Raw genomic sequence first — 24140 nt, forward strand, 5'->3', positions numbered from 1 at the left:
GACGGACCTCCCCGCTGCTCTGCCACCGACGGGGGCGCAGGGCGCCAACCATCCGTAATGACAGCTGCCCCGCAGGCCCGCTGAGGCATGCGGTTCAGCGGTGTTCGGGGTTCTCGAAGTCGAAGCGGCAGCCGGCGTCCCACTCGGAACGCTGGTTGCCGTGAGCCGGGATGCCGCCGGCGTCCTTGAGCATGCGGGCCAGGTGGAGCTGGTTCCAGGTCATGAAGGTGGCGTTGCGGTTGGTGAAGTCGTTGTCCGGGCCGCCCGAGCCCTCGTCGAGGTAGGACGGGCCCGGGCCGGCCTCCCCCACCCAGCCGGCGTCGGCCTGCGGCGGGATGGTGTAGCCCAGGTGCTGCAGGCTGTAGAGCACGTTCATCGCGCAGTGCTTGGCGCCGTCCTCGTTGCCGGTGATCAGGCAACCCCCGACCCGGCCGTAGTAGGCGTATTGGCCCTTGGAGTTGAGGATCGAGGAGCAGGCGTAGAGGCGCTCGATGACCTTCTTCATCACGGAGGAGTTGTCCCCGAGCCAGATCGGCGGAACGCACTGGCACCCTACCTGACCAGGAAAGCTTTCTGGAAGGAGCCGGAACAGCGACTATGGCCCGGAAGGACGTCCGACGTCGGCGGTTGCTGGCCGAGTATGCTTGGCGGCCACCCTGCGGCCCGCTCCATGCTGGCGTGCACCTCTACCGGGTTCCGGCGTGAGACGACCGATCAGGGTGATGGCCGAGGACCGCACGATTCACCGTGCTCGTCACGGCAGTATCGTGCAGCCCCGGCCAAGCAGAACCAAGCCGCCAGAGTCTCGCTAGTCCTGCGTTCCGCGCCCGGCTCCCGACGATGTCCCGTTCACCGCGCCGTTGCCCCCTGTCCAGCCCATGCCCGGCCCGTCATCCGCTGCCTCGGCTGGCTGTTCGTGACCGGACGAGCGCCCGGGGCAACCTCCCTCATCGCCCAGTAGAGCTTTCCGGATCAGTCTGGCCGGTTCCGGCAGGCCCATTGCATCGGTGAACTCCGCCACCCGGCGGGTATAGACCTCCCTCGCAGGGGAGTCTTTCGCCAAATCAATGTCGTCCAACAGCTGGTTCAGCGGACCGACCACCATCGGCCCCGAGCTCGGCCCCGCAGGCCCCGGGTGACCGGACGGCCCCGTCTCGACACCGCCCACCCCGTCGTCGTCCGGGCGGCGCCGGGAAGGCGCCACCTCGTCCAAGAACGGGATCGCCTGCGACCTCGGCTGTGGGATCAGGTGCTCGTACAACTCGTCCACAGCCTCGTCATTGGCCGCCGCCGAGAGCTGCGCGAGTGGACCGATCATGTCGACCGCCTCCCTGACCTGGTCTTCGTGACGGGCCAACCACCACACCACCGCACTGCCAGGCGACTTCAGGGCATCGTCGCCGAGGTAGGCCCGCTTGCTCTGCTCATACCGCCGTTCGTGCTCCCAGACCTCCTCGGTCTTGCGCACCTCGGAGAGTCTTCCCAACCGCTCCCGATCGTCCTCCGAGAGTCTCAGTTCGACCTGGCCTCCCATGGCCTCCACCAGGCCCGACGTGTCCCGGATCTGTGTACCGAGCACGCCGTTCAGACGGTGCCGTAGCAGGCCCAGTCGCTGGGGAACCTCACGCTCGGTCAACTCGCGGGCGCGAGCCAGCACTGTCTCGATCGCCAGACTGGCGGGGTCCGCGTGCACCAGCCCGGTCGCATTCGGGATCGGACGCCACCACACCGCGGCCGAAAAGCGAAAGTCATAGTCCGGCACCCGGCTCGGCAGTGCCACTCCGTCCACTCGGGTCTCCTCCCACCGCGGCTCATCCGAGTCCGCAGGCTCCGATTCCGGCTCCGGCTCCGGAGATCGCGTCGATGCGAGCAGAATCGCCAGCACCATGGCGATCACAGTCGGCACGGCCCACAGCCAGACCGGCCACCTGGCCGACACTCCGAGAACCACGGTCATCAGGCCCGCTGCGAGGGCTAGACCGACGAGCGGTGCCTTTCCCGTGCCCTTCATACGTCTCTCCCCTCGTTCATCCCGGCCGAGGCCAGGTCCAGCGGCTCGATGCCCTGCGCGCGGTCGATCTCCCGGCAGAAGCGCGCCGCCACGTCAGTTCGACTCGTCGGCCCCAGTTCATCGTCCGACTCGGCCGCCCATTGACAGGCCAGCAGGTAGTAGCGGCTGAGAACGTCGAGCCCGCCGTCGGCGGCCTCGATGAGGATTCCCATCAGCCGCTCGCCCCCGTCCCGCTCCCACCGGGCCGCCGAGAGCCATGCCGCGATTCCGGGCCCCCATTCCTCCGGCGCCGCCACCGTGAACACCCCGCGCCAGCCCGCAGCCACCTCCTCCCGCCGCACCTTGGACGCGGGTGGGTCCATCAGCTGCAGGAAGATCCCGGCATCCGAGCGCCCGAATTTCCCTCGCTCCATTCCCTCGCGCACTCGACCAAGCAGCCTCTCGTACAACCGCTGGTCTCTGCGAGCCAGTTCGAGCAGAGACTCGCGGGCGTACCGCGGTGCGCGCCCAGGCTCCCTCCGCGCAAGCTGGTGCAGGCGGACAAGCGCCTGGTCAGGGTGGTACGGCGCCATCACGTCGACACAGATTCTCGCCAGACCTCGTACCAGATTCGGCTGCAGCCGCGGCTCCCTCGACCAGGCGTAGATCTTCACCCTGAATGCTGCACCCGATTGCTCATCTCTGAGCCCCTGGTCCAGTACTGCCATCGCCTCGGGAAGCAATCTGCCCTCCTTCGCCCATGACTCGACCAGATCGGTCAGGACATAGACGTCGCCGGCCCTCAGTGCCTGTTCGGCGAACCGGCGGACCAACTTCCGGCGCGCGATCTGGTCCAGCCACTCCGCTTCTCTGACCGCGGCTTCCACCCAGGCTCCGAAGGCTGCTCGCAAGTCCGGGTAGTAGAGCCAGAAATGAGACCGGACCGCCGATCCGTACGCCAAGGCATCGAAACCGATCCGCCCCTGGCTCACCTTTACCCGCACCTCGGTCAGGCGCTCGGTCAGATCAGTCTGGTCAAGCCGGGGCCGCTCGTCCTCCGGGTGGCCGAGCTTCATCAACAGCTCAGTGGAGAGCCGGAACACCACATCCGCCGGAGCCCCGTCCAGCATCGCCGCCGTGAACAGCAGCGCCCGCTGGCGCCCGTCTGTCAGAGCAGCGATGTGCTGGGCAACCTCGTGGCCGCGGTCCCGAAGAGCGGCGACGGCCTTCACGGCCCAGGCGGCGAAGGATCCACCCTGTGAGCGCGCCTCGACCACCAGCTCCGACAGCCGCTGCAGGTCACCCATCGGCGAATGTTGCAAGAGTTCGCCAAAGGCCGACTGGTGTAACTCCGGAAGCGACATCTCGATGCCGTCCCAGAACAGGTGCCGTGCCACGACCTCGGCACCGTCGGGGCGGCCGGTCCGCACCAGTAACTGGCGAAGATCCGACTGAAGGAGGTGCTCTCGTTCCCGGGGCAGGACCACCACCAATCGGCCGCCGAACCGTTCAGCCTTGTCCCAGTACGACTTGACCATGGCCTGTGCGTCGACGAATTCCTGTTCAGAGACGCTCGACAGGTCGACAAGGACACGCTCGCCTTCCGCCAATTCCGCGGACTCGTCCCCTTGATCGTCCAACACGACCTCGCGGAACGGGTCGTCGCGAGTGCCCATGCGGTGAAGCAGCACGACGCCGACGGTACGGCGACCGCTGCCAGGGGTGCCAGAGAGCAGAACCGCCGTTCCGGGTTCCTCCAGCCTCCTGACCGCCTCCCCGTACCCGGGCGGAGGGACGAACCGCTGACTCAGCCATAGGCGCCGATCAACCGCCACGCGCAGCGGATCGGCACCACCGCGAATGAGTCGCTCCGAGGCGAAGTAGTAGTAGTTGTAGTTGTTCTGGGGTCCACTGCCGGTGTGTGTCTGCCCCGCAGCGTGGCCGATCCACGTGGTGTCCCCTGCGTCACTCACCGCCGTCGTCCCTCGCGGTCGCGCCGTCCGCCGAACCGGTTGTTGACGGTGCCACGTTCAACGTAGTTACTGCCGTCGCCGTGGAACTCGACGCCTCCATGTCGGATGGTGTTGTTTTGCGTGCCACCTCCGGTGTGCACCGGCCCGCTGGCGTTGTTGATGAACGTTCCTACGTCGCGGCCCACTTTGCCGATGCCACCGCTCTGATCGTGCCGATTGCTACGGGCGTTGACGACGTCGCCGTCGCCCTGGCCAACCTGGTGTGGCATCTCGCTGAGGCCGCCGCCTGCTTGAGTGATCCTCCTCTCCGCTTCGGCAAGTTGGGGAATCGCCTCAGCGAGGTCGTCGCCGAGACGGCTGAGGCCGGAGTCCGCATCACGGTGGTCGAAGCGGCGGTACTGGCAGTCGGCGAGCCTGGCGATCTCGGGCGGCAGGTCGTGCCGGTCGAGCCGCGTAGCGCGCCCGACGAGCACCGGAACGACCAGAGCTCCGCTCCCGAAGGCCTCGGTGATCTCCCTGCGGGTCCAGTCCTCCGGGTCGTCGAGCGCGCGTCGCCCGTCCGCGGTCCGGGCGGCGGCCCAGCGCTGGCCGATGACTGCGAGAAGGACACTGCTACGGCGGACGGCGGTGACCAGCTCCTGGGGGAAGGCGCGGCCGATCCTGATGGACTTGCTGGCGCGGAACACGTGATCGGTGCCGAAGCGTCGGGAGAGCTCGCGCTCGATCAAGGTGGCGGTGGCGTCCTCGTCGTTGGTGCGGTAGTTGACGAAGATTTCGGGCATGGCGGGTTACACCTCCGGTGAGTGAGGGGCGGACAGCGGGCTGCGGCTGCGCGGTTTACGGGTGCAACGCTGTGGCGAGCAGTGACTGAAGATCCCGAACGCTCCGGCTTGCCCGGAAGCGGTGCAGTTCTCGGGCAAGCCGCCGGACGTCGGCCTGGATGGTGGCCGACCGCAGCGCCGGAACGAACGGGAGCAGTTCCGAAGCAACATCGCAGGCACGCTCCGGTTCGCCGCTGGCGGCGTGTGCGAGGGCGCGCCGAACGCCGTACCGGGCGCGACTGCGGACTGCGGGTGCAGGAATCCTCGAGCACTCACGGTCGAACACCTCGGCAGCCTGGTCGGCTCGGCCGAGGTCGTACAGGCACCATCCGGTGACCATGGCAGCCGGGTCGGCCAGGCTGACAGTGCCGAGGACGGGTGCACCCCCATCAGTCTCCGCATCGGCTATGGCCAGCAGGTCCCGGGCGCGGTCCAGGCTGCGCCGGCAGGCGTAGTCGTCCCCGGCGAGGGCGTGGCCCTGGGCCTCACGCTGGGCGGCGAGGCCGCGGATCCTGGGCGGCAGGCCACTGGCCTGCGCCGGCCCGACGAACTGTACGGTCCGGGTCGCGTCGCCCGCGTAGAAAGCGACCAGAGCCCGCCGAACCAGAGCGTATGAGGCGAGATAGCGGTCGCCGCCAGCCTCCGCGAGTTCGACAGCCTGTGCGGTCCACCAGAGCGCCAAGGAGTTGTCGCCGGCCTCCTGGGCCATCCAGCCCGCGTACTCGGCGTACCGGGCGGCGAGCACGAGCAATCGGCTGCGGTTCACTGCGTCGGCTTGAGCGGCGAGGTCACCCAGCGTATGTGTCTGGATGGTGAGCAGCGGAAGCAACGTACCGGGGGCGCTGATCTGACCGAGGCGCCGCATCTGATCAAAATGGTCCCGGAAGATCTCGGCTGGGGCGGATTCTACCGCCGTCTCTCCGCGGCCCGTCGCCGTGAGTGCGGTCGGCCGCAGCGAGACAGCAAGGTCGCCGCCGAGCAGAGATGACGCCCCGACGGCAAGCAGTTGGCGCCGCCCAAGGCCTCCGGAGCGTCGGGCACCTCCGTGTTCGCCCAGTGACGGCGGCTCCTTTACGGCGTTGGTCCCAGCGGTCCCAGCAGGGCGAGGCCTCCGGGGCTCGGCCGGTAGGAGCCGCTCGAGTTCACCACCGGCGCCAAGCTGCGCGTCGCACCGACGGGCGAGTTCTGGTGGCGGCGCCTTGTGACCACGTTCGATCTTGCTGAGGTGGCCTTTGCTGTAACTGAGCAGTTCAGCAAGTCGGGCGAGCGTCAACCCCGCGGCGATTCGCCGTTTGCGGAGTTCTGGGCCGAACTCGCCGCACCGCTCCATGGGCACACTCATGCCAACCCCCTGTTCCCGACTCCAACCGCCCAGACGCCCATCGTGTCGTGAGCTGGAAGCAGACCTTCCTCGCTTCCGCCTGAATCTTGGCATGCGATCGTGCCGCTAGCGCAGGGATCGGTTGGGTTTCCTGTTTCCTCTTTCTGTTCGAATCACATTGCAAACAAAACGAGTTGACGATATTTACACGGCTCGACTGCGCGACCGCAAGGAGAGATCGGGCCTCCGGCTGGGGCCACCGCTCAGAGATGCCCTGGCCACGGCATCAACAACAACGGCCTTAACAGCGGGCTCATCGTCTCCGCCGCCCCATTGCCCATCGACATCCCACCCAAGCGGCCAAGGAATCCCTGCGGCGTTGGCTCCGTCACCGAAGACACCCACCCGACGGCCGGCGCAGGCCAGTGTCGACCGAACCTGGTGCCGTTTGGGCCGGGCCCACCACAGTCGCCACAACATCCGCGAAGGGGCAGAACCTGCTGGCCTCCATGGAGGCCAGCAGGTTCCAGAGGCAACACCGGAAGGAGGCTGGTTAGTGAGTTGGCACGGGATGCGGTTGCTGCCGGACCTGATGACCGGGGTGCTCAGCGGGGACGGTGGTGGGCAACGTGCGGCTGGAACGCGGACTACGGAACCGCCACGAGCATCAAGACACCCTCGTCGCCTGCGAGGCACCGAAGACGAGGCTCACCTGCGCGGTCGCGCCTATCGGGCGGGATACAGGCTCATTCCTGCCAGCGGCTTCGATCAGCGGCAGTCCCTGCCCGTGACGTAGCCAAGGTTCGCCGTTTGCTGCGGACAGGTTGCCCTGCAAAGCCCTGTTCGGACGGCAGGCAAACTCCGGGATGTCCCGGAGACCATGGCCCCACTCCTGGCAGCGATAGCCAGCGGAACGACACTGGCCTTGTCTGTGCGAAGGAAAACGCGTAAGTACTGCGGAGCACCCGAATCCGGTGACTGTTGGTTAGGAGGGTTGGTGGTATAGGTCATAGGGGTAGTCCGGCTCGGGCTGGCTCAGCAAACGAGTAAAAACTGACTTGTTGACGGAGCGGAGGGGAGCAAGCGATGGACATCAACACCTGGGTCACGGTCGGCACGAGCGCGGTAGCGGTAGTCGGCACGCTCGCTGGGACGCTGCTCGCCGGCTGGATGAATAGCCGCACGTCTCGCGCCGCGCAGGCTTTGGCCGATGCCAAGGCCCGGCGTAGTGAGGTTGTAAGTAGCGTAGCTGCTCTTGTAGCAGCCCTAGACGACCATCGCCGAGCCCAGATGATACGCGCCAAGGAGATGGCCCGGACTCTCGCCGCGACCGGTGACATCGCGACGGTCGACGAGCAGTACACCCCGGCCGTTCACCAAACCCGCAGCGCGGTCTCCGGCCCAAGCGTCACCCTGCGGATCATTTGCCCGGAGCTGGCGGCGGCTGCCGAGCAGGCGGTCCGGGCAACCTTCGCGATCAGGGATGCCGAGAACCTCACCGAGGCCGAGCATCTGCGCCTCCAGTCGAAGCTCGTCTGCGACGCGCTGGTCGCAGAGGCCAGTCAACTCCTCGCCCGCAGCGCCTGGCCGGGGTCTGTTCAGCCAGTGCCGTAACTCGTCCAGGGATGCTTCATACGTCGCGGGCCTCAGCCTCGACCACCAGGGCTGCCCCCGGATGCGGGTAGTCCCTGAACTTCCTGACCCAGGAGGCACTGGACGATGCGGCTCTACAGCCTTGTGCGCAGGGTCCTCAAAGTCAGAGCAGCAACCCGACACCCCATAGCACGGCACCCGCCAACGTGCAGATGCCAGGGTGTTGCCCCCAACCCAGATCGGCGGAACACTCTGGCACCATAGCTGACCTGCAGCAAAGACATCGAGACCTTCGTGGTCCTTCCAGGGGTGTACGAGATCCGAAAGCCCCACACACAACAGCGGCACGACGGCTCAATCGTCCTGGTCCAACCTGAACCCCCACCTGGCCGCCAGTATGAATGAGTTTATAGCCGCCCAGACTGGCTCACCATCTACCACTTGCCCCCGTACGCACCCGACCTCAACCCGGTCGAGGGGATCTGGTCACTGCTGCGACGCGGCTTCCTATCCAACGTCACCTTCGCCGACCCGGAGCACCTGGTGCGGATGGTCAGACGAGGCTTACGGAAGAGCCAGTACCGCCCGCATCTCATCGGCAGCTGCCTGGCCTGCCCCCGGGCTGCCCCTTACCTCGCCGTGACTACCGACATCGCGAGTTCAACCTGAGCAGCCGTCCCCAGGCGGTTCCGCCTGGGGACCGACAGGTCAAGTTTCGACGCTATCAGCGGCCTCGAATCTGCTTGGCCACGCCGGTGGTGTTGTACCGGTAGCGGGCCATCTCCTCGGTCACCCCGTAGTGCTCAGCGATCTGTGCCGGCCCCCACTGACGGCGCGCCGCGCTGAGCAGCAGCGGGCGGGGCAGCATCAGGGTTCCGCCGAAGGCGGTCGCCTGTTCCTCCTCGTCGGGCCGGCAGGTCCTGAAGGGCATGCCGCTGACTTCGCGGATCTCGGTGAGATCGTGCTTGAGGACGAGGTGGGAGAGTTCGTGGGCCACGTCGCTGGCCCTGCGGCCCGGGGTGCGGAGCGGGTTGGTGACGACAATGTTCCTGTCGGCGATCTGGAAGGTCGCGGCGAAGAAGGCATAGGCCTGGACACGTTCAAGGTCTTCCAGGCGGTCGCGGGTGACAAGCTTCTCGCCACTGATGATCTTGACCTTGAGGTGCTCGGCGAGATCATCGACGTCCATGGCGTCGGTGTCTCCGAGGCGGAGTTCCCGGCGCGGCCGGAGGGCTTCTCGTTCGGCGTTGGCCTTGAAGCCTCGGGGGAGGGTCACAGTTCTCCCGCTTCGACGAGTCGTTCGAGTTCGGTGTTCATGTCGGTGAGCAAGTCTGCGAGCCGCTGGGGGACGCCGGGGCGCAGTACCGAGGCGGCGCGGAGATGGCAGGCGAGGGCGGGGGTGGCGGGAACCGCTTCTTTGGCGAGGGCGTCGTAGAGGTCGCGCAGGACGGAGCTGATCTTGTTCGCCGCGTCGCCAGTGAGCCGGGGGTCGGCGTGGAGATGAGTGATGGCCTGGTCAAGAGGTGAGATCCGGCGGGTCGCAGTCGGAGTGAAGAAGCGATTCGGGGGAACGCCGAGCCAGGCGCAGAGGCGGGTGATCGAGAAGCCGAACGTCACCTCCTACAGCATCGGCACCCTCATCGACGCGGCCGTGCTCCTGCCGCAGGTGCGGCTGATCGCCGCACGCCTGCGGCGGATCGAGGTCACCCCGTTCCACGACACGATCCAGGACGCCATCGAGGCCGTCGACACCGGCAGCCTGTCGTGGCCCCGGACCGTCCTCGGCGGACTGGACAGCGTCGATGCCCGGTACGACCTGCAGCGGCTGCACGCCGACCTCACCCTGGACGGCAGCACCGGCGGCCCGGTCGGCACCACCGTCGCCCTGCACGAGCCACTGCCCACCGGCCCCTGCCTGTGCTGCTACTACAAGGCCGACCACTCTGGGAAGAGCGCGGAACAGCGGCTCAACGAACTGACCGGGCTCCCGCTGGCGCGGATCGCCCGCGGTCAGGAACCTCTGACCGAACAGGACCTGGAAGGACTGGACGACCAACAGCGGCAGCTCGTACGACAGCTCCTCGGCCGGCCGGTGTGCGGGCTGATCAACTCCGCTGAGTTGGGCGGCGGAACGGACGACGCTTTCCCGCCCTCGGCCGCGTTCGTGGCCCAGCAGGCCGCCTGCTTGGCCGTCGGTGCCTGGATCGCCCGCAGCACGGGTCTGATCACCGGACCCGCGCGGCGCATCGAGTACGACACCCGCTTCGGCCCCCGACCCGACCAGATGACCGATCACTGGACCCCCTCCCCCGGATGTACGTGCCAGAAGGACGCCGACCTCATCAGCTACGTCCGGGAAGCCCGACGCACCATCAGCTGAATTTAGGGAAGCAAATCTCAGCTGCGATCCTGTTGCCACTACCAGTCTCATTACCAGGATCCGACAAGACCCTCAAAGTGCCAGCACATCGCTCCCCAGAGTGGAAGGCTGGGTGCGGAACCCTCTCAGTGGCGGGCGGGTGCCAGCGAAGGAGGATCCTGGGTGGACGGGGGGCGTGTTGCCGCACGCGGCTACCAGTACCAGTACCTGCGCACGTTGGAACAGCTCATCGCAGTGATCGACGATGAGCAGGTGGCGTCCGTCCGCGTGGAGGGACCCTCCGCTGCCGAGGGAGCCGAGGAGCAGGTGGACTTCGACGTCGTCGACCTCGACGGCTCCCTGCGGTCTGTCGTCCAGGTCAAGAGCAAGGTCTCAGGTGGCGCGATCAGCGGGGCAACGGCGCTGGGCATCCTCCTGGACATGGTGCAGGGCAACCAAGAGTCCCGCCAGTACTGGCTTTTGACCAATGGCCGACGCGGTGCACTCAGCGACCAGCTCGATGACATCCTCTCCTCACAACCGGAACCCTCGCAGCTGCGCAGCCGCCTGCTTGAACTGTTCCGTACCGCTCCACAGCGTCGCAGGCAGCTGGAAAGCCTCAACGAGCAGCAACTCGCCCGGCTGGCGCGCTGCCGAGTGGCCTACGACCAGCGCGGCGACGAGGAGATACTCGAGAACCTACGCGAGGCACTACGAGTCTTGCGCAACCGCGCACGACATGGGCTCGGAGAACGGTCCGCTGGTCTACTGACCGGATATTTGATCTCCGAGATCCTGGGCCGAGCCGCTGACGTCACCGGCAACCGGGCGAGCTTTTCGGTAGAGGAGTTGCGCAAGCTCGTGCTGGTCGACGGCGAGACCTTGACTCGCTCGATCGGACTCCGGGATTGGGGCACGCTTGTCGGGTCACTCCCCACAATCCCGGATGTTGAACGACCTAGATTACTCGCACCGCTGGAGAGGGCGTTCGAGGTAGATACCGGGCAGACAGTGCGCCGTGCGACGCTGGTCGGCCCGTCAGGCATCGGAAAGTCGAGTGCCGCTGCGCTCTTCATCGCGGCCCACGCTGATGAGTACGACCTCATCGGGTGGATCGACTGTGAGACGGAGTCCTCAACCCGAACGTCTTTCGAGCGCATCGTCGCCGCAGTTGACCCAGGTGCCGCGAACGCCCTGTCCGGGGAGCCGATCTGGGTACTCCAACAAACGGTGCAGGATGTTCTCGGCCGGTTGGCGGGGCGCTGGCTGCTGGTTCTCGACAATGCGAACTCGGCTCGGGAGGTTGAGAGGTGGGTACCGAAGGTGGGTCGTGGTGATGTGGTCATCACCACCCTCAACGGGGCATCCCACCCTGGTGGTGGTGCAGTCATCGCGGTGCCGGTGACGGAGCGCGGCGAGTCCGTCGAGCTGTTGAGCCGGCGTCTTCGGCTCAACGGTGATGAGCATGCCCTGTGGGAGCCGGTTCTCGGTCGCCTGGCTGAGACGTTGGGCGACTGGCCGCTGGCCTTGGAACTGGGGGCCGGCTACCTCTACGGCTGTGATCACGGGCTCGAGTACGTCGACAGCTACCTGGAAGAGCTGACGGTTCGCTCCCTCAGTGACGAGGACTCAATTCCTCTCGGATATCCCAAGACGCTGGCGGCGGCACTCAACCTCTGTATCGACCGCCTTGAAGCCCGTACTCAGCCTGGCGTCACTGACCTGCCGACGCTGGCCCTGAACATGCTCTACGCATCTGCATATCTGGCGTCACACCGCATCCCGGGACACCTGCTCCTAGCAGCCGCACTCACCGATATCGATTCACAAGAAGGCGAGCAGCACAGGTACTTCCTCGTCTCGCCCGAACTCGCCAATCTCGGTGAGACGCTTAGGGAACTCAATCGATTCTCACTGGTCAAGAACGACCTCCCGCTGCCATCCACCGCCCTCGGGACAACCCTGCCAGACGCGGATCGAACTTTCGCCGTCAATACTGTCAGCCAGGCCCTGCTCCGGGCACGGCTGCAGGCGAACTACGACCTGCCCGCCGCCCTGAACCGGCTCCTCGGGCACCTTGAGCGCTGGCTCTACTGGCCGATGCAGCTCGGAGAACTCGAACGGGTACGGGCGATCACCCCCCATGCCGAGACCTTACTGTCCCGCATCGAGCAGATGCGCTTCTCCAGCACACGCGTTGCCCACTTGTATGGCAATCTCGCCGGCTCCTATCACACTCAGGGAGATGTGCTCCGCGCAGAGGCGCTATACAACCTCGAACTCCAGCACCTGGGGCGCCTCAACCCCACAAATGATGTGCTGCTTGTACAGACTCGACAATCCCTGGCCCTGATCTATATCCAGGCCCAAGAGATAGGCGGTGACCTGAAGGCCAACCTCACGACCACCTTCCAAGAGGCAGTAGATCACCTGGAGTTCATACTCCAGCAAGCCAGAGCATGGGCGTTCGACGCACCGAAGGCCGCCCTCAAGCTGGCCATCGACTCACGGATAGCGATTCAGTACGCGCATCTGCCACAGGCCGAGGCAGCACGGCTTGCACCGCTGGCGCTCGCCTTCGCCGATTTGGAGGGAAGAATCGAACCGTCCACCTACTCCACCAGCCACAGAACTATCGAGCACGCGAATCAGCTGATCCATCAGGGCCAGTATGCCGAAGCAGAGCGGTGCTGCCGGAAGCTACTGGCCGACGGACTGGTCGGCCCGACTGCAGGGGAAACCCGGCGTTTCATGATTGAGGCTCTCGCCCGGCAGGCGAAGTGGCGTGAAGCCATCGAGGAGGTTCGCTTCTGGAAGCTATCAACTGAGGGTCCCCGCCTGTTTCGCCACTCCGTTATCGACCTCCTCCGCAACGCCGGCCACGCCTGTGCCGAGGCGTTGCTGGTTGGCGATATGCGCTCCGCTGCCCTGCTGAGCGAACTCATCGAGTGGCCGGACCTTGACGACTTTCTCGCCGTGGGAAATGACGACGATCGATTCGTGATCCACAACATGCGCGCCCTGCACGAAAGGTTTCAAGGACGCTGACATCGGACTACTGAACTTGATTGGTATGTCGACGGTGGCCGGTTCATTCCGGTAGCCCTGGATCGTGAGATACGCGCAGGGCAGCGGGCTGACCGGCTACGACATCACCCAATTAAGTTCAGTAGCCTGAAACCGAACCACCGAGTGGCCGTCGCTACACCGCTCCAACGGACGTTTTCCCCGTCCGAATTCCCCTGATGCCACCGTACCGCTTGTAAAGGTTGGGCCGCCCATGGTGTGACACTCCCCGCAGTAGGGGCCGTAGACGTCGTCGGAGACGGAGACCGGCGGCGTCAGGTTGATGCGCAGTCACGGACCGCACCCTGCAAACCGATCGTGGCAGAGCGACCGTTCGCCGGCCGTGCTCCCGCCCGTTCTGCCTCGCGTCAGCGGTGTTCGGGATTCTCGAAGTCGAAGCGGCAGCCGGCGTCCCACTCGGAGCGCTGGTTGCCGTGAGCCGGGATCCCGCCAGCATCCTTGAGCATGTGGGCAAGGTGGAGTTGGTTCCAGGTCATGAAGGTGGTGTTGCGATTAGTGAAGTCGTTCTCCGGGCCGCCGGAACCGGAGTCGAGGTAGGACGGGCCAGGGCCGGCCTCACCGACCCAGCCGGCGTCGGCCTGAGGTGGGATGACGTAGCCGAGATGCTGGAGGCTGTAGAGCACGTTCATCGCGCAGTGCTTCGCACCGTCCTCGTTGCCGGTGATCAGGCAGCCACCGACCCGGCCGTAATAGGCGTACTGGCCATGGTCGTTGAGGATCGACGAGCAGGCATACAACCGCTCGATGACCTTCTTCATGATTGAGGAGTTATCTCCTAGCCATACAGGTCCCGCTAGCGTGAGGATGTCTGCGGCCATCACCTTCGAGTAGATGACCGGCCACTCGTCGGTCTCCCAACCGTGCTCGGTCATGTCTGGCCAAACGCCAGTCGCGATGTCGATGTCCACCGCTCGCAGCACTTCGACCTCGACGCCCTGGCGCTCCATGATCCCGGTGCTGATGTCGATCAGCCCCTGGGTGTGGCTGCGCTCCGGAGACCGCTTGAGCGTGCAGTTGATCACCAGGGCGCGGAGATCACGGTAGGACGTGCCGGTGTCGGTCACCAATGTGTTTCCTTGCGGACGAGTGGGCGGTCGGGCGGCGATACACGCCCGGCTTCCGATATCGGCACGGCCTTGGGTCGGTCCGGCCGAAGATCCCGTCTACTGTCTCGCCTCGTTGGGCGGAACGACCGAACGCCGCGCCAACGACGGCGAAGTCTGCCACAGCTCACCCTGACCGAGTACCCGCTGCCGGAACTCCCGACGCTCGCCGACCTGGTCGGCGGGTACGCCTCCGAGGGCGTGCGCGTCGACGTGGCACCGGACGTCCGGGGCCCGGTCCCGCGCCCGCGGGTCGGCGTCACCGTCGGCGGCGAGCCCGCCACCGCGGCGGTGCTGCTCGGGCCGACGGGCTTCGCGGTGGACGGCGTCACCGTCCCGTTCGCCGGCGCGCTCCCCGAGGTGCCGCCATGCCTGTACGGGGGCTACCGGTTGCGGCTGCCGTCCCGGCCGGGCGGCGCGGAGCTCCGGATCACGGAGGGCGGCGTCACGATCGACGGACTGGCCGTCCACAAGGCCGAGTTGAGCGGTCGGCGCCTCAGCTGGCAGGACGGGCCGGAGCCGGTACCGGCCGCCGACCTCGCCCTGCTGCTCGACCCGATCACCCTGCACCCGATGCTCCACGGCACCGGGCGGACGGCGGACGACGAACCGTTCCCGCTGGTCGGCATGGTGCCGGTCGACGCCGGGCAAGCTCAACTCCTCGCCGCTCGACCGCAGTTCGGCATCCCGGCCGGCCCGTGGGCGCACCTGACGGCGCTGGCCGCCGAGGCGAGCCGGGACGGCGGGCTGTTCTGGTGGCACGGCTGGGAGCAGTCGGCCACCGCCCTGCGGACCGTCGAACGTGCACTGCGGGAGGGCGGACGGTAACCCTCCCTGGCCGACGGTTTCCTCGTACCGGGGGCCTTGTCGTACAGAGGCATTGTCCTACGGGGGCCTTGTCGTACGGGAGGGTTGTCGCGCCGGAGGCCCGTCGGCCACGCGGGTGGTGTCGGAACGGTAAGAAGCGTGTCCCGACCGTTGGTGCGACTCCCGTGCCTGGATAGACTCGCGCGGCCGACCGAACATCAACTCCCGTTCGGTACCGGAATAGCGCAGCACCACCCAGGACACCAGGCAGTTTGCCGCCGACGACCATGGGGGCCTCCATGCAGTTCCGCACCAGAACGTCGCTCGCCACCGTGACCGCAGCACTCGTCCTCGCCGCCACCGCGGGCGGCGCACCGGCCGGTGCGAGCACCACCGATGGCAGCACGGACGGCGCGAGTGCGGCCCGCCCACCGCTCGCCCTGATCTCGCCCGGCGATCCGTACGCCACCTGCGACCTCTCCGCGGACGGCCCGGGCACCAACCACCCGTCCGCCGAGGACGAACCGTACGCCGCCTCCAACCCGCTCGACCCGGCCAACACGATCACCATCTACCAGCAGGACCGTTGGTCCAACGGCGGTGCCCGGGGCCTGAGTTCGAGCTACACCACGGACGGCGTGCACTTCACCCAGACCGCTCTGCCGTTCACCCACTGCGCCCCGGGCGGGCTGGCCTACCAGCGGGCCTCCGACGGCTGGGTGAGCTTCGGCCCGGACGGCACCGCCTACGCCAGCGCCTTGGTCTTCGACGCCACCACGCCGCGCAACTCGGTGGCGGCCGCCACCTCGACCGACGGCGGTCGCAGCTGGCAGCACGTCACCGAGCTGATCGGCGACAACGACCCGGCGATCACCGACGACAAGAACGCCGTCACCGCCGACCCGGTGCACCCGGGCGTCGCCTACCAGGTCTGGGACCGGATCGACCAGGTCAGCAGCCCTGTGCCCTACTTCGACGGGCCGGGCTACATCTCCATCACCCGTGACCACGGCCGTACCTGGAGCCCGGCGAAGCCGTTCGTCGTCACCAGCACGACGCCCAACACCCAGACCATCGGCAACCAGATCGTGGTCGACCCGCGGACCGACACGCTGTACGACTTCTTCGACTCGATCACCTTCACCGACGGGACGGCCACCACCGTCAGCGACGTGCACTTCGGCATGGTCACCTCGACGGATCAGGGACGGACCTGGAGCCAGCCGGTCCGGGTCGCCGCCGACACCTCCGTGCCCGAGGTCGACCCGAACGCGCCCGCCGACGCCACCAAGTCCCTCCGGGCCGGCGCCGGACTGCCGAGCGTGGCCATCGACCCGCAGACCGGCGAGCTCTATCTCGCCTACGAGGGCTCGGAGTTCACCGGTGGCCAGTACGACGCGATCCAGCTGGTGCACTCCACGGACGGCGGCCGGACCTGGAGCGGCCCGACCCGGATCAACCAGGCCCCGGGCGCCCCGGCGTTCACCCCGTCCATCACCGTGACCGCCAACGGCACCGTCGCCGTCAGCTACTACGACCTGCGCTACCTCACCCCGGGCAACACCACCACGCTGCCCACGGCCGCCTGGCTGCTCAGCTTCCCGCGCGGCGGCGAGGACAGCCCGGTCGAGCGGCAGATCTCGCCGGTGTTCGACTGGCTCCAGGCGCCCTTCGCCGGGGGCCACTTCCTCGGCGACTACCAGTCGCTGATCAACGACGGCCGCCAGATCCGCCCGGTGATGGTGACCGCCAACGACGCCCAGCCGCTGAACTCCACCGACGTGTACAGCGGCCGCTTCCAGCCCGGCACCCTGCGCAGCCCGGCCGGCGGCGCGCCGAGCGCACAGGCCGCGCGCGCCGCGGCGCCCGTCGCCGGCCCGCGCGCCGTCCAGCACCTGCGGCGCTGACACGGTCGGTCCGGGCGGACGGACGGCGTCCCGCGGCTCCTGCCTTCTTGGGCGGAGCCGCGGGGCGCCGTTCGGGTTGGGGTCGGGTCCGGGTCCGGGAGGCTCAGGCCCGCGCCATGCCCGAAGCCGAACTGCCCGTCGGCGCCGTGCCCGTCGGCGCCGTGCCCGCAGGCGTCGTCCCCGCGGCTGCGACCTGCCAGGCCGCCCGGCCGAGCACCAGACACAGCGGGGTGTAGAGCAGCAGGTTGAGCCAGTAGAAGGTGTCGCCCGGGTCCGCCCAGGCGCCGGTCACCCAGACCAGTCCGACCGCGCCGCGGGCGAGCAGTCCGCAGGCCACCGCCCGGCTCCCCCAGCGCGGCAGCAGGGCGGGCAGCCGGCGACCCAGGGCCGGCAGCCGGCCACCCCGGACCAGCACCAGCGTCGCGCCCGAGAAGAGCATCCCCGCGAGCGGCACCAGCCCCTGCGGGGTGAACGGCACCTGGGTGTTGAGCACCAGCTGCGAGAGCCGGGTGGTGCCGTCCACCGGCCAGGTCCGGCCGGTGGCCCAGTAGAGGTGGACCAGGCCGTCCACCGCCAGGACCGCGCCGACCGCGGTGGCCCTGTTGCTGATCTTCGTCGACTTCATGCCGTCACCTCACGGGGTCTCAGGACGCTCGAACACCCGAAGGAGCGCCCCGCCGGGCGATCCGTTCCTGTGACGAGGAACACTGCCTCCGGGCGAAATCCGCAGGGAACGTTTCGCCGCTTCGGGTCCTCCCTCTACGGACCCCGGACCCCGGACCCCGGACCCCGGACCCGGTCGCCGGTCGACGACCCACGACCCACGACCGTCAGCAGTGGAAAGAGCGGAGACAGCACCATGCAGGAGCCACCGCCCGGCCTCGCCGAGCTGGTGAGAACCGCCCAGGGCGGCGACCAACTCGCGGTCGGCCGACTGCTGGACCTGATCACCCCGTACGTCCGGCGGCTCTGCGGCCCGATCGCGCTGGACGACGGCGCCGACGCGACCCAGGAGGCGCTGATCGTGGTCTTCCGCAAACTGCGCCAACTCCAGGACCCCGAAGCCCTGTACGGCTGGGTCCGGGCCATCGCGGTCCGGGAGGCGGTCCGGTGCGCCAACCGGGCGGCACGCTCGCGGCCGGCCGAACTCGGCGAGGTCCCCGCGCCCGGTGATCCCCAGCTCGCCGCGGACATCCGCGACGTGCTTGCCCGGCTCTCCCCCGAGCACCGCGCCGTACTGCTGATGCGCGACCTGGAGGGGCTGGACGAACGACAGACCGCGGCGCTGCTCGCGGTCGCGCCCGGGACGGTCAAGTCCCGGCTCTCCCGGGCCCGACTCAGCTTCCGAAAGGCGTGGCAGCAGTGACCGACACCCCGATGCCGCAGTGGCCCGTCGCCGACTTCGACCCGGTCCGGCGGCTGCACGTGATCGCCGCGACCGCGCCCGGCGCGGCTCGGATCGGCGAGACCGTCCTCGACGCGCCGTTCGAGCGGGTCTGGGCGCTCGCCCAGGACCTGGAGCGGACCATGCCGCTCTGGATCCCCGACGTCCGCACGGTGCGACTCGTCCGCCCCGCACCATCCGGTTCGCTGCCGACGACTTCGCTCCAGGCCCGGATCCATGGCCACACCCGGCTCCGGGCGACGTTCGGGATCGACCTCGCACCCGGCTGGTGCCTGATGCAGAGCCGCCTGGTGCTCGGCGGGATGGCGGCCCGCCCGGAGACCGACCGCACCACCCGCTTCGCCTTCCTCGGCGGCCTGCGGTTCCCCGGCGCGCGCCTCCTCGCCCCCGCGCTGCGCCCCTTCACCGGGGACCCACTGGCGCGGTTCGCCGCCCTGCTGGACGAGGAGGAGTAGGAGACGCCGGGGGGAGGGCTGGTCAGGTTCGGTGCAGGGCCTCGGTGAGCCGGGCCGCCGCCTCGACCACGGCCTGGGACAGCCGGGCGCCGGGGTGGCGGGTGAGCCGTTCGATCGGACCGGAGACGGACACCGCCGCCACCACCCGGTTGGACGGGCCGCGCACGGGTGCGGACACCGAGGCCACCCCGGGCTCACGTTCGCCGATGGACTGGGCCCAGCCGCGACGCCGCACACCGCTGAGCGCGGTGGCGGTGAACCGGGCGCCCTGGAGGCCGCGGTGAAGACGCTCGGGCTCCTCCCAGGCGAGGAGGACCTGGGCCGCCGACCCGACCTTCATCGGCAGGGCGAGGCCCACCGGCACGGTGTCGCGCAGCCCGAAGAGGCGCTCCGCCGCCGCCACGCAGATCCGCACGTCGCCCTGCCGGCGGTAGAGCTGGGCGGTCTCGCCGGTGAGGTCGCGCAGCTGGGTGAGGACCGAGCCGGCCGCTGCCAGCAGGTGGTCCTCACCGGCGGCCGCCGAGAGCTCGGCGAGTCTCGGGCCGAGGACGAACCGGCCCTGCACGTCCCTGCCGAGCAGGCGGTGGTGTTCCAGTGCGACGGCGATCCGGTGGGCGGTCGGCCGCGCCAGGCCGGTGGCGTCGACCAGTCCGGCCAGGGTGGCCGGACCGGCCTCCAGGGTGCCGAGGATCGAGGTGATCTTGTCGAGCACTCCGACGCCGCTCGTGATCTCCATGTTCTCCATGGACGGGTACTCCAGTCTCGAATCCCGTGGGCCGCGGGTGGGTCCGGCTCACGGACGCTCCGGTGGGAAGGGGAGCGGGGTGGTCAGCGAGGACGGGCCTGCGAATGCGGCCGATTGCCTGCGCCGGGCACGAGACGGGTACGCGGAAGGGCCGGGGCGGGAAGCGCCCGGGCGAAGGACAGCACAGAGAGCACCGTGTCTCCTCATCTTTCCCGCGCCACGTTGGCGACAGGCCGGAGTTGGCACTGATCCCGGACGGCACGGCGCGTACTTCGGACGCCGGGTCGAACGGGGAGTTGCCGGGGCTTCGTAGGGCCGGTCCCTCCACCCCTCTGGATGATTCGCGACGAACCATACAAGACTTCCCGGGCGCCCCGCCAAACTTTTCCCCCAACCCGCACACGCCGGACTCCACGCGGAGGTCAGGGCCGAGGAGTGCTCTCCATCCCACTGCCCGTGGCCAAGGACACCGTCCCGTCGGAGCCGCTGTCCGTCTCCGGATCCTCCAGCGCCCCGCCGGACTCTCCCCTCAACCGCGCCCGGCACCCGGCGCGATGAGAGGCGGTCACTCCCGGACGCGGCGGACGACCAGCATGTCCTGGGTGTGGCCGATGGCGTAGCCGCCGTCGGGACGGGCGAAGTGCTGCTGGACGTAGGCGGCGACGGCGGCCCTGGTCGGGCGGGCGTCGAGGGTGGCGAGATCGGCGACGTTGACCATGAATTCGGCGACGTCGACGGCATCGGCGAGGTGGGGCGTGCGGTAGTGGAGGGTGAGGGTCTCCAGGGCGTAGTCGTGGGAAGGATGCTCGGCGCGCAGGCGGTCCAGGAGGGGGCGCAGGTCGTAGCGGACGCCGGTGAAGTGGGCGGCCATCCGCATGCAGGGGCTGTCGGGGTTCTGCAGGACGATCAGCAGGGCACCGCCAGGTGCCGTCCAGCCGAGGGCACGGGTGGCGGTGGGGAACCAGTCCGGTTCCGGGACGTAGTAGAGCACGTGGGAGAGGTGGACCAGGTCGCCCGGCTCGGGCGGGGCCGCGCGCTCCAGCGGTTCGGGAAGGACCAGGGCGTCCGGGCAGGCGGCGGCGAGCCTCTCGCGCATGGCGGCGCTCGGCTCGACGGCGATCGTGCGGTCGAAGTACCGGGCGAGGTGGGCGGTGGTGCGGCCGTCCCCGGCGCCGAGGTCCAGCAGGACCCGGCGGTGCGGGAGGGACGTGGCGATCTCGCTCAGCCGGGCGTGGGTGCGGGGCTTCTCGTCGGTGCCCGCGAGGAAGAGGTCGAAGGCCCGGCGGTAGTCGGTGCCCGCGGTCTCCAGTACGCGGACCGGATCGGTGTCGGCGGTCGTCGGCTGCTCCATCGGGCGGCTCTCTCCTGTGGTCTGCGGTCGGCGCTCGGCCCGGGTCGGCGCCCATTGCAGCCCGGGACGGCGCCCGCGGAGCGCAGGGACGTTCCTGCCCGCGTGTTGCTGGCACGGCGGGGCGACCTGCCCGATCACTGGACCGCCCTTCGTCAATACGCCGACAGGCAGCTTCACCTGGTGGGGTGGTTAGCTTTCACTTTTCGATAGGTAGTCGAACCAAGCCGGGACCTCTCGCCTGGTACGAATACGGACGACAGGAGATCCGGTACGGGCGGGGGAGTTGACACGGATGCGGGCGAAGGCGGAGACCAGGACGGTTGCCGTGGCCGGGGTGGAGTTCGGCTGGGGCAGCTCGGGGAAGTTGAGCGCGGTGCTGTCCGCCCTCCGGGGTACCGGCGGCGACCGGCTGAGATTCATCGGGCTGGCCTCCGGACTGGGGAGATCGGTGCTCGCCGAGCAGCCGGTGGAGCGCTGGTTCGACCTCCCGGACACCCGGTCGGAGGCGGAGCTGAGACGGATCGTCCAGGCGCAGCGGGTGGAGGCGGCGCTGGTGGTGCTGGACGGCGGGCTGGCGAAGGCGCTGCAGGCCTGCGGGGTGCCGGTGGTGTTCGTCGACAGCCTGCCGTTCCTGTGGACGGACGGGGACCGCCCCGACCTCCCGCTGGACGCCGAGGTGTACTGCGCCCAGCGGTGCGTGGAGCTTCCGCGCGAGGGCGCCCGGGTGCTGGCCGACGTACACCATCTGCGCTGGGTGGACGCCGTGATCGCGGACGGCGGAGTCTCCCGGAGCACCGCGCCGACGCGGCACCCCCGTCGAGCCCTGCTCAACCTCGGCGGGCTGCGCGCGCCCCGACTCACCGACTGGGCCGGCTATCCGCGGCTCGTCCTGCCCCCGGCCCTGGAGGCGCTCACCGCGAGCGGGATCACCGAGGTGCACATCGCGGGAAACCTGCCCGCCTGGCTGGCGGCACAGTTGGTGGACTCCTGCGCGCATCCGGCCACCACCACGGTCGGCGCCCTCCCCCACGAGGACTTCCTGCGCCGCCTCGCCGAGTGCGACGTACTGCTCACCTCCCCCGGCCTGACCACCCTCCTGGAGGCGGGGCAGCTCGGGACCCCCACGCTCTGCCTGCCGCCGCAGAACCTCAGCCAGATCTTCAACGGCCGTTTCCACAGCCGGGCACTCGGCACCGACGTGCGCCTCCGCTGGCCGACGGAGGTCTTCGACGAGGACGAGGTGCTGGCGCTGCGCACCCACGGCGTGGGCAAGGCCCTCGACCTGATCTACGGCGGCATCGCCCGAGCCGCCGACCTCGGCCGCCACCGAACCGCGAAGGCCGTACGGCAGGGGCTGATCGACAAGCTCAAACGCCTGGCCGACGGGTCCGGGGCCGGCGCGTCCGACCCCGGCACGTCCGACCCCGGCAACTCCGTCCCCGACTGGACGGCGATGACGAGGTCGGTCGGCACCGCCGGCGCCGCGCAGGTCGCCGACGCTCTGCGCGGTCTCATGCTCTGAGCACAGGAGCCGCTTTCCGACGAAAGGTCGGCACCACGGTCCGGCGGATCACTCCGACGGAGGAGCCGGTGCGTGTCCCCAGGGGGGTCGAGGCCGTTCTCACGATCGGTGTCGGCGACTCGGTCGCCGCCCGCCGAACCGTCCACCGCCGCCTCGCCCGGCACCACCCCTGCTTTCCCCACCGTTCCTCCCTTCCAACGACAGGAGACCACGGCGTGCGACGCCTCCACCCCCTGTTCGCCGTCCTCGCCGTGCTGCTGACGGCGGCCACCGCCCCGCCCGGCCACGCCGCTACCACCGCCATTGCTGCCCCCGCTGCCACCGCCACCGACCCGACGCGCACCCCCGGTACCCCCGCCTACACCGTCGATCTGAGCAGCGACGCCACCGGCGCCCACTGGCGCGGCCACGAGCGGATCACCTTCAGCAACGCCTCGCCCGCCCCCCTCGACGAGGTCTACCTGCGCCTCTGGGACAACTTCCGCGGCGGCTGCGCGCGCCCGTCCGTCCGGGTGACCGGTCTGAACACCACCCAGGCCGCCCAGGCCGGCCGAGCCGCCCAAACCATCCCGGCCACCCAGGACGCCCAAGCCACCCAGGACGGCTACGAGGTCGACTGCACCGCCCTGCGCGTCCCCCTCCCCCGCCCGCTGCCCCAGGGCGCCTCCGGCACCGTCGACTTCGACCTCACCGTCGACGTCCCGGACGGCATCGACCGCTTCGGCCGCGACGGCGCCTTCAGCTTCATCGGCAACGCCCTGCCCGTCCTCGCCGTCCGCGACCAGGCGGGCTGGCACCTCGACCCGTACTCCGAACTCGGCGAGTCCTTCTACGGCCTCAGCTCCGACTTCGCCGTCACCCTCGACCACCCCAGCGGCCTGCTGGTCCCCGCCACCGGCACCGCCGTCGACACCCCCGGCGAGCCCGGCCGTACGGTCACCCGGATCAGCGCCCGCAAGGTCCGCGAATTCGCCTGGGCCGCCGGTCCGTTCAGCCGCATCGAGGGACGGTCCCCGGGCGGCGTCCGGATCGCCGTCTACTCGGTCGCCGACATCGCCGCCAAGGACGCCCAGGACATGCTGGACCTCTCCCTGCGGACCATCGACGCCCACTCCGCCCGCTACGGCGCCTACCCGTACGGGGACCTGGCCCTGGTGCTCGACAACCGGTTCGACTTCGCCGGTATGGAGTACCCGGGCTTCGTCCTCGACTGGATCCGGCCCTCCGCCGTGATCCACGAGCTGGCGCACCAGTGGTGGTACGGCATCGTCGGCGACGACCAGTACCGCGCGCCCTGGCTTGACGAGTCCTTCGCCGAGTACGCCATGGCCGTCGCCATGGGCGACACCGGCGAGGGCTGCGCCGCCAGGACGCCCTGGCGGTCCGCGGACGAACGCCTCACCAACCCGATGAGCTACTGGGACAACCACCCGGACCGCTACGTGCCGGTCATCTACGACCACGGCTCCTGCGCCCTGCACGAACTGCGTCGCCTGATCGGCGCGGACACCATGGCCACCCTGCTGCGCGACTACGCCCGCGCGCACTGGTACGGCGTCTCCACCACCGCCGACTTCAAGGCCGCCGCCCAGGCCGCGACCTCCGTCGACCTGACGCCCTTCTGGCGCGAGCACCGCATCGACTGAGCCGCACGGCAGTCCGATATTCGGTGGCCCGCCCTTTCCGTCCGCTCCTACAGTG

At 68.9% G+C, this 24140-nt stretch carries 19 protein-coding genes, 2 pseudogenes and 1 riboswitch; of the genes and pseudogenes, 10 read left to right on the top strand and 11 right to left on the bottom strand.

The annotated features are described in order from the left end of the window. Positions 1–94 precede the first annotated feature (94 nt). From ACZ6Z8_RS02335 to ACZ6Z8_RS02355, 5 genes and pseudogenes are all read right to left on the bottom strand, one after another. Positions 95–535: pseudogene (locus tag ACZ6Z8_RS02335) on the bottom strand (flavodoxin family protein); the annotation flags it as partial. Between the two features lie 273 nt (positions 536–808). Then, entirely contained in the window at positions 809–2011 is a 1203-nt protein-coding gene (locus ACZ6Z8_RS02340; protein WP_465605490.1) for a hypothetical protein, read from the bottom strand. After that, entirely contained in the window at positions 2008–3963 is a 1956-nt protein-coding gene (locus tag ACZ6Z8_RS02345; RefSeq protein WP_465605492.1) for a hypothetical protein, read from the bottom strand. The genes ACZ6Z8_RS02340 and ACZ6Z8_RS02345 overlap by 4 nt, the downstream gene beginning before the upstream one ends. Then, positions 3960–4745 (bottom strand): toll/interleukin-1 receptor domain-containing protein, encoded by a 786-nt coding sequence (locus ACZ6Z8_RS02350; protein WP_465605494.1) that lies wholly within the window; start codon positions 4743–4745, stop codon positions 3960–3962. Before ACZ6Z8_RS02350 ends, ACZ6Z8_RS02345 begins: the two co-directional genes overlap by 4 nt. Positions 4746–4800: 55 nt before the next feature. Further along, positions 4801–6126, bottom strand: a complete 1326-nt coding sequence (locus ACZ6Z8_RS02355; RefSeq protein WP_465605495.1) for a helix-turn-helix domain-containing protein — start codon at positions 6124–6126, stop codon at positions 4801–4803. A gap of 1065 nt (positions 6127–7191) precedes the next feature. On the opposite strand from ACZ6Z8_RS02355, the gene ACZ6Z8_RS02360 reads away from it, so the two are divergent. Both ACZ6Z8_RS02360 and ACZ6Z8_RS02365 read left to right on the top strand, forming a co-directional pair. Beyond that, positions 7192–7719, top strand: coding sequence for a hypothetical protein (locus tag ACZ6Z8_RS02360; protein WP_465605497.1), 528 nt, complete (start codon positions 7192–7194; stop codon positions 7717–7719). Between the two features lie 343 nt (positions 7720–8062). Continuing rightward, positions 8063–8367 (top strand): annotated as a pseudogene (locus ACZ6Z8_RS02365) (transposase); the annotation flags it as partial. 55 nt (positions 8368–8422) lie between these two features. On the opposite strand, the gene ACZ6Z8_RS02370 reads toward ACZ6Z8_RS02365, so the two are convergent. Together ACZ6Z8_RS02370 and ACZ6Z8_RS02375 are read right to left on the bottom strand one after the other, a co-directional pair. Further along, positions 8423–8887 (bottom strand): ImmA/IrrE family metallo-endopeptidase, encoded by a 465-nt coding sequence (locus ACZ6Z8_RS02370; RefSeq protein WP_465605499.1) that lies wholly within the window; start codon positions 8885–8887, stop codon positions 8423–8425. A gap of 83 nt (positions 8888–8970) precedes the next feature. Continuing rightward, positions 8971–9315 (bottom strand): hypothetical protein, encoded by a 345-nt coding sequence (locus tag ACZ6Z8_RS02375; protein WP_465605501.1) that lies wholly within the window; start codon positions 9313–9315, stop codon positions 8971–8973. Here ACZ6Z8_RS02375 and ACZ6Z8_RS02380 point away from each other — a divergent pair. Then, on the top strand, positions 9293–10078 hold the full coding sequence (locus ACZ6Z8_RS02380) for a hypothetical protein (protein ID WP_465605503.1): 786 nt from the start codon (positions 9293–9295) through the stop codon (positions 10076–10078). The genes ACZ6Z8_RS02375 and ACZ6Z8_RS02380 overlap by 23 nt on opposite strands. Before the next feature lie 162 nt (positions 10079–10240). After that, complete coding sequence (locus ACZ6Z8_RS02385) at positions 10241–13105, top strand: hypothetical protein (protein WP_465605505.1); 2865 nt, start codon at positions 10241–10243, stop codon at positions 13103–13105. Between the two features lie 386 nt (positions 13106–13491). Here the strand turns inward: ACZ6Z8_RS02385 and ACZ6Z8_RS02390 are convergent, their stop codons facing one another. Continuing rightward, on the bottom strand, positions 13492–14208 hold the full coding sequence (locus ACZ6Z8_RS02390; protein WP_465605507.1) for a flavodoxin family protein: 717 nt from the start codon (positions 14206–14208) through the stop codon (positions 13492–13494). A gap of 240 nt (positions 14209–14448) precedes the next feature. On the opposite strand from ACZ6Z8_RS02390, the gene ACZ6Z8_RS02395 reads away from it, so the two are divergent. Beyond that, positions 14449–15075, top strand: coding sequence for a hypothetical protein (locus tag ACZ6Z8_RS02395; protein ID WP_465605509.1), 627 nt, complete (start codon positions 14449–14451; stop codon positions 15073–15075). A 278-nt stretch (positions 15076–15353) separates the two neighbouring features. Beyond that, positions 15354–16961 carry a sialidase family protein gene (locus tag ACZ6Z8_RS02400; RefSeq protein ID WP_465605511.1) on the top strand — a complete coding sequence of 536 codons (1608 nt, stop codon included), beginning with the start codon at positions 15354–15356 and terminating at the stop codon, positions 16959–16961. 103 nt (positions 16962–17064) lie between these two features. Here the strand turns inward: ACZ6Z8_RS02400 and ACZ6Z8_RS02405 are convergent, their stop codons facing one another. Next, on the bottom strand, positions 17065–17586 hold the full coding sequence (locus ACZ6Z8_RS02405; RefSeq protein ID WP_465605513.1) for a DUF3995 domain-containing protein: 522 nt from the start codon (positions 17584–17586) through the stop codon (positions 17065–17067). 234 nt (positions 17587–17820) lie between these two features. Between ACZ6Z8_RS02405 and ACZ6Z8_RS02410 the strand changes: the two genes are divergently transcribed. Together ACZ6Z8_RS02410 and ACZ6Z8_RS02415 are read left to right on the top strand one after the other, a co-directional pair. Beyond that, on the top strand, positions 17821–18327 hold the full coding sequence (locus tag ACZ6Z8_RS02410; protein ID WP_465605515.1) for an RNA polymerase sigma factor: 507 nt from the start codon (positions 17821–17823) through the stop codon (positions 18325–18327). Then, positions 18324–18821, top strand: a complete 498-nt coding sequence (locus ACZ6Z8_RS02415) for an SRPBCC family protein (protein ID WP_465605516.1) — start codon at positions 18324–18326, stop codon at positions 18819–18821. The genes ACZ6Z8_RS02410 and ACZ6Z8_RS02415 overlap by 4 nt, the downstream gene beginning before the upstream one ends. A 22-nt stretch (positions 18822–18843) precedes the next feature. Here the strand turns inward: ACZ6Z8_RS02415 and ACZ6Z8_RS02420 are convergent, their stop codons facing one another. Further along, on the bottom strand, positions 18844–19557 hold the full coding sequence (locus tag ACZ6Z8_RS02420) for an IclR family transcriptional regulator (RefSeq protein ID WP_465605517.1): 714 nt from the start codon (positions 19555–19557) through the stop codon (positions 18844–18846). A gap of 209 nt (positions 19558–19766) precedes the next feature. Then, positions 19767–19909: riboswitch (SAM riboswitch) on the bottom strand. 222 nt (positions 19910–20131) lie between these two features. Further along, positions 20132–20917: a class I SAM-dependent methyltransferase gene (locus ACZ6Z8_RS02425; RefSeq protein ID WP_465605519.1), complete on the bottom strand. Its 786-nt coding sequence runs from the start codon at positions 20915–20917 to the stop codon at positions 20132–20134. A gap of 292 nt (positions 20918–21209) precedes the next feature. On the opposite strand from ACZ6Z8_RS02425, the gene ACZ6Z8_RS02430 reads away from it, so the two are divergent. Both ACZ6Z8_RS02430 and ACZ6Z8_RS02435 read left to right on the top strand, forming a co-directional pair. Continuing rightward, a complete protein-coding gene (locus tag ACZ6Z8_RS02430) occupies positions 21210–22439 on the top strand; it encodes a hydroxymethylcytosylglucuronate/cytosylglucuronate synthase (protein WP_465605521.1) in 1230 nt (409 codons plus the stop codon). Positions 22440–22654: 215 nt separating this feature from the next. Beyond that, positions 22655–24085: a M1 family metallopeptidase gene (locus ACZ6Z8_RS02435; RefSeq protein ID WP_465605523.1), complete on the top strand. Its 1431-nt coding sequence runs from the start codon at positions 22655–22657 to the stop codon at positions 24083–24085. The last annotated feature ends 55 nt before the right edge of the window (positions 24086–24140 follow it).

The organism is Kitasatospora sp. NPDC101108 (assembly GCF_055584725.1).